The sequence below is a fragment of the Endozoicomonas sp. YOMI1 genome, assembly GCF_024606345.1.
Taxonomy (GTDB): domain Bacteria; phylum Pseudomonadota; class Gammaproteobacteria; order Pseudomonadales; family Endozoicomonadaceae; genus Endozoicomonas.
Map to the genome: position 1 here is coordinate 1 of NZ_JAHHPM010000542.1, position 5,540 is coordinate 5,540.

General features: G+C 53.0%; 4 protein-coding genes. All 4 read left to right on the forward strand.

The features are described 5' to 3' along the window. The first annotated feature begins 208 nt into the window (after positions 1-208). The 4 genes from KDK15_RS19320 to KDK15_RS19335 are packed head-to-tail and all read left to right on the forward strand — an operon-like array spanning position 209 to position 5,444. Positions 209-706 (forward strand): DUF4381 domain-containing protein, encoded by a 498-nt coding sequence (locus KDK15_RS19320; RefSeq protein ID WP_257297030.1) that lies wholly within the window; start codon positions 209-211, stop codon positions 704-706. Then, positions 699-1,736, forward strand: coding sequence for a VWA domain-containing protein (locus KDK15_RS19325; protein WP_257297031.1), 1,038 nt, complete (start codon positions 699-701; stop codon positions 1,734-1,736). The genes KDK15_RS19320 and KDK15_RS19325 overlap by 8 nt, the downstream gene beginning before the upstream one ends. Then, on the forward strand, positions 1,729-3,645 hold the full coding sequence (locus KDK15_RS19330) for a VWA domain-containing protein (protein ID WP_257297032.1): 1,917 nt from the start codon (positions 1,729-1,731) through the stop codon (positions 3,643-3,645). Before KDK15_RS19325 ends, KDK15_RS19330 begins: the two co-directional genes overlap by 8 nt. Continuing rightward, positions 3,639-5,444: a BatD family protein gene (locus KDK15_RS19335; protein ID WP_257297033.1), complete on the forward strand. Its 1,806-nt coding sequence runs from the start codon at positions 3,639-3,641 to the stop codon at positions 5,442-5,444. Before KDK15_RS19330 ends, KDK15_RS19335 begins: the two co-directional genes overlap by 7 nt. Positions 5,445-5,540: the final 96 nt, after the last annotated feature.

A 5,540-nucleotide genomic window follows, 5' to 3' on the forward strand; every position in this document is an offset into this window, starting at 1 on the left:
ATGGAATCGTATATTTCTGGCTAAGTGGGCAGTTACTATGCAAGGCACAACGAAGCGGGCATAGCCCTAGCTATGTGACCGCAGTTATAACGCCGCAGAGTGACCGTCCACTTAGTCAGAAAATACGATTTCATTTGGTTAACTACCTACCGCAAGCATTGGTGGTTACAGCCTGTTTTGAGCTTACGGCGCCAGAGAGGACTTAGTTATGGACCTGCAAAATCCTCTGGACCAACTCCGCCCCAACCATCTCCCGGACCCTGTTGGATTATGGCCACCCGCGATTGGCTGGTGGCTTCTGGCGTTGATCGGTACTGCCCTGATGGTTCTGGTCACCGTCTATAGCTGGCGTCGCTGGCAGAAAAACCGTTACCGCTCAGAGGCACAGCTGCAAGCCAGAAAAATTCAGGCTGACTATCAGGTTCATCAGTCGCTGCACAGACTGGCCAATGAATCCAATGAACTGTTAAAACGGGTGGCATTGCATGCGTTTCCCAAAACTAAGGTTGCCGGGCTGACCGGGGCTTCCTGGAGCCAGTTTCTGGCGGATACCGGCGATATCCCCGAATTCCTCAACCACAGCGCCTTCAATAACCACCGCTATAACCCGCAGATACCGCTAACGCCCCCCCACAGCACTCCCGACGAGATGTCAGCGAACGTGTATGCACTCACCCGGCGATGGATAAAGAAACACCATGCTTGAGCTTGAATGGCCCTGGATACTGATTGCCCTGCCCTTACCTCTGCTGGTTTATCGATGGGTCAAACCAGCCAGTAGCGATAATGATGCCGCGCTGTATACCCCTTTTTATGGCAAGCTGTCATCCATAATGGGTGAGCAACGGGCAGAACAGGAGACGCCCTCCGGCAAACGAATCATGCTGCCCGGTGTGATCTGGCTACTGCTGCTGTTTGCTGCCAGCAAACCGGTGTGGCTGGGAGCCCCCGTTGAGATACAGGACAGTGGTCGTAACCTGATGATGGCCGTTGACCTCTCCGGCAGTATGGAGATCAAAGACATGGTGCTCCATGGCCGCCAGGTTGATCGGCTGAGCGCCACCAAAGCGGTGATGAATGATTTTATCGGGCGACGTCGTGGCGACCGGCTCGGACTTATCCTGTTTGGTACCCGGGCCTATCTGCAAACACCGCTGACCTTTGATCGGGAAACGGTCAGAACACTGATGAATGAGTCAGCTATCGGGATGGCGGGCAACAAGACCGCTATCGGGGATGCCCTGGGTCTTACCGTCAAGCATCTTCGTAAACGCCCCGAAGAGAGTCGGGTGCTTATCTTGCTGACGGATGGCGCCAACACTGCTGGAGAAATCTCACCGTTGCAGGCTGCACAGATTGCCAGAGAAGAAGGCATCAAAATCTACACCATTGGCCTCGGGGCTGAAGAGATGGTGGAGCGCAGTTTCTTTGGCTCCCGCCGGGTTAACCCATCGGCGGACCTGGACGAGCAAACCTTACAGGAAATGGCAGGACTGACAGGCGGTCAATATTTCCGGGCCCGCAATATTGAGGAACTGAATAAGATTTATGCGCTGCTGGATCAGCTTGAACCTGTCGTTCAGGAAGAAGAGGTGTTTCGCCCCAGCAAGAACCTGTTTTTCTGGCCACTGGGGCTGGCGCTGCTGCTAAGCCTGATCCCGGCAATTATGAATATCAATTTCCCCAGCGCTCTTAACCACTGGAAAGCTGACAAAGGGAAGGCCCACCATGATTGAATTTTTCTCTTTGTTCATAGATCAATTCCATTTTCTCAGACCACTCTGGCTGATGCTGCTACTGCCCTGCATCACCCTGGTATTCCTGCTCTGGCGACAACATCGGGATCGGGGCAACTGGTCTAAAGTCATTGCCCCTGCTCTCCTGCCCTGGTTACTGGCAGGAGAGCAGCAGAAACCGGCTCGCTGGCCCCTTATGCTGGTATTGACTGGCTGGGTGATCGCCTCTCTGGCCCTTGCCGGCCCTGCCTGGCAGAAGCAGCCGGTCCCCATCAGTAAACATCAACAGCCATGGGTGGTTGCCGTTGATCTCTCCTACCACATGTACGCGGCTGATCTTACCCCCAACCGGCTGACCCGGGTGCGGTTCAAGCTGCAGGATTTGTTCAACCAGCGCAGCGAAGGACTCTCTGCCCTTGTCGCCTACGCCGGTTCTGCTCATACCGTAGCGCCACTGACAGACGATAGTCGTACATTGAATAATCTGGCCAAAGCCCTTGGCCCTGACATTATGCCCGTACAGGGTAACAACCCTATAGCAGCAGTGCGCCTGGCAAAACAGCTGCTGACCCGGGGCAGCAGTGAGTCCGGCGATATTTTACTGGTTACCGGCGCCATGACCCAAGCACAGGCGGAGCAGATTTCCAGCCTGCTGCAGAACAGTGGTATCCGTTTATCCATTCTTGGTACCGGAACCGAACAGGGAGCACCGATTCCGTTGCCTGATGGCGGTTATCTGAAAAACCAACAGGGAGCCATTGTCGTACCTCAGCTGGAGCAGTCCCGCCTGCAGTCACTGGCCCGGGCCAATGGCGGCCGATACCAGACCATGACCGTTGCAGCTACCGACCTGCAAGCCCTCCTGCCAACCGATAACATCAATCAACTATTCAGCGGACAAACATCAACTGACCGTGAGTTTGATCAGTGGTATGACGCCGGTTACTGGCTGGTATGGCTGCTACTACCTGCTGCCCTGCTGGGCTTTCGCCGTGGGTGGTTAGTACTGATCATGATCTCCCTGCTGCCGGTCCCTCAGGATGCAATGGCGTTCAGCTGGAATGACCTGTGGCAGACACGGGATCAGCAGGGTCAGAAAGCGCTACATGAGGGTAATCCGGAGCTGGCAGCAAGCCTGTTCAATGATCCGGCCTGGAAAGCGGAAGCCTTGTTCCGGAATCAGCAGTTTGATGAGTCCGCATCAACCCTGAACTCTCCTGATGATCAGGCGATTGAGCCCACATCGGCTTACAACCGGGGCAATGCACTGGCTAAGGCAGGGAGACTGCAGGAAGCCATTGACGCTTATGATCAGGCATTATCCCAACAACCCGATATGGAGGATGCCAGATTCAATCGTCATCTGGTTGAACAGTTATTGCAGCAATCAGACCAATCGCAGCAAAATCAGGGAAACAACAGTCAGCAAAATAGCACCCGGCAAGAAAGTGGCCAGGGTGAAGATAACCGGCAGCAGTCCCGGAGCGACAATAACCAATCCAGTAACAACAACCGGGATGAAGCTTTTCCAAAAAATGACCAGGCAGGTGAAAACACCAAACCGCAGGAACCTTCATCGCAACAACGCCCTCAGAACACCTCAGATCAGAACCAGCAGCAAGATCAACAACAGGCCCAATCTGAGCCGTCTGAAGAAAAAGCCGACGTCAGCCCATCGCAACAATCCGCTCAGGCAGAAAAAAATAAAGTTGACGAAAAGGCTCCGGAAACAACAGCCAGCGCACCGGATGAAGGGCGGGATGAACTGCCACTTTCTCCAGAACAGCAGGCCATTGAAAGCTGGTTGAGAACTATTCCGGATGACCCTGGTGGTTTATTACGCAGAAAATTTCTGCATCAGCAGCGCTCTTGGCAACAGCAAAACAGAACGGAGGAGGCATCATGGTAAATCGAAAGTCATTTTATTTGATGTTGACCGCATTGATCAGTCTTTCGGTTTCCATGATGGCCAATGCCGCATTTACCGCCAGTGTTAACAGAACATCACTGGCCAGCCATGAAACCCTGGAGCTAACCCTGCGCACAGATGAAAGCTCCAGTGACGCTCCAGACCTGAAACCCCTGGAGTGGAGTTTTAACATACTGGGCACCCGGCAACAGAGCCAGACCAGTATCATTAATGGCACAAGGGCGTTTACCCGCGACTGGGTGGTTACCCTGGCTCCGAAACAGCAAGGAACCCTGGTGATTCCACCGATCAAACTGGGTGACCTGCAATCTGAAGCGGTTACCATCACCGTCAGCGATAAAAGACCCGATGACCCAACAGCGGATACCGGCCCAATCCTGATGAACGCCGAGGTCAGCAGTGACAGCATTTATGTCCAGCAGGAGCTGATCTTCACCCTGACCATTCTCTCCAGAGTCCAGCTGTATGATGATAGTCGGCTAAGCGCCCTGGATATCAGCGATGCGCTGATTCAGCAGCTGGGGGAAACCCGGAAACTGGATACCATTATTGAGGGTATTCGCTATCGGGGATTTGAGTTGAAGTACTCGATTCATCCCCAGTCGGTGGGTGAAATAATCATACCAACACTGACCTTTACCGGTGTGGCGGCCGAACCCCGGGATCCATTTGGCAGTATCTTTTCCAGTGGTGGCAAACCCGTTCTTGCCCGCTCCAGGGAGATACAAATTGAGGTAAAACCCAGACCTGAAAGCTACCCTGCCAGTGACACCTGGTTACCCGCGAGAAAGTTAACCATTCAGGAACAATGGAGTCAGCCACTGGACAGTTTGCAGGTGGGGGATGCCATTACCCGAACCATTACCGTCAATGCCGACGGTCTCAGTGCCGCACAACTGCCACCTATTCTGATGACTCAGCCAAAGGGAGTGAACAGCTACCCGGATAAATCCGGCACAGCAGACCGCGAGACAGCGAATGGCGTTCAAGGGCAGCGCACGGATTCCATAGCCATGATTCCAACCCGTCCCGGAAAAATCACCCTGCCTGCCATTGAATACACCTGGTTTGATACAGCAAGTGGCGAGATTAAAACCTCCAGACTGCCCGCAACAGAGATTGATGTAGCCGCCGATCCAAACGCTAACGCCTTAACAGTGGCCCCCACGATCACATTGCCGTCAGATAAGCCTGCTGAATGCCCGGAACCCGCCAGAGTTAGCGATGCAACACCACTGGAGTCTACCAGCCTCTGGCAGACACCTGTCTTCTGGCAGTGGTTAACCGCTATTTTTGCGCTGTTATGGCTGGTGACCCTGACACTCTGGCGGTTCAAATCCAGTGCCGCAAAAAAGACGGATCAACCAATCAGTAACACGGGAGGTCATCATCGACTGAGGGAACATTCCTCTGAAGCAAAAGCATTCAACCAACTGGAAGCAGCCTGCCTGCAGAAAGATGTACGGTTGACGCTGAGTGAACTGAAAAACTGGTGTCGTATATATCTCAATAACAATCCTGGCAATAAGCTCAACCACAATCTTAACTATGAGAACATGACTTCATTGACCGACTGTCTCAATCAGCTTGGCTCAGAGGAACTGAGCGTGATCTGTAACCAACTGTCAGCCAGTCTTTATCATACTCAGGCAGGAGGTGCAGCTACAGCTGCTAAAGAACAGCAGTTGACCGCATTGCTGGAAGTGTGCAGAAAGCTCAGAGGTAGAAAGTCTGTTCGGAAAAAAGATCAGCTGCCTGGTCAGCTTTATCCAGAATAGATCAGCTGAATTTGATGGGAGCTTCTTGTCAAACAAGTCATTTCGTTGTGCCTTGCATAGTAACTGCCCACTTAGCCAGAAAAATACGATTCCATT

Bases quoted from the DNA above. Each gene is read 5' to 3' on its own strand.
- KDK15_RS19325 (WP_257297031.1), top strand. From the start codon at position 699: ATGCTTGAGCTTGAATGGCCCTGGATACTGATTGCCCTGCCCTTACCT.
- KDK15_RS19330 (WP_257297032.1), top strand. From the start codon at position 1,729: ATGATTGAATTTTTCTCTTTGTTCATAGATCAATTCCATTTTCTCAGA.
- KDK15_RS19335 (WP_257297033.1), top strand. From the start codon at position 3,639: ATGGTAAATCGAAAGTCATTTTATTTGATGTTGACCGCATTGATCAGT.
- KDK15_RS19320 (WP_257297030.1), top strand. From the start codon at position 209: ATGGACCTGCAAAATCCTCTGGACCAACTCCGCCCCAACCATCTCCCG.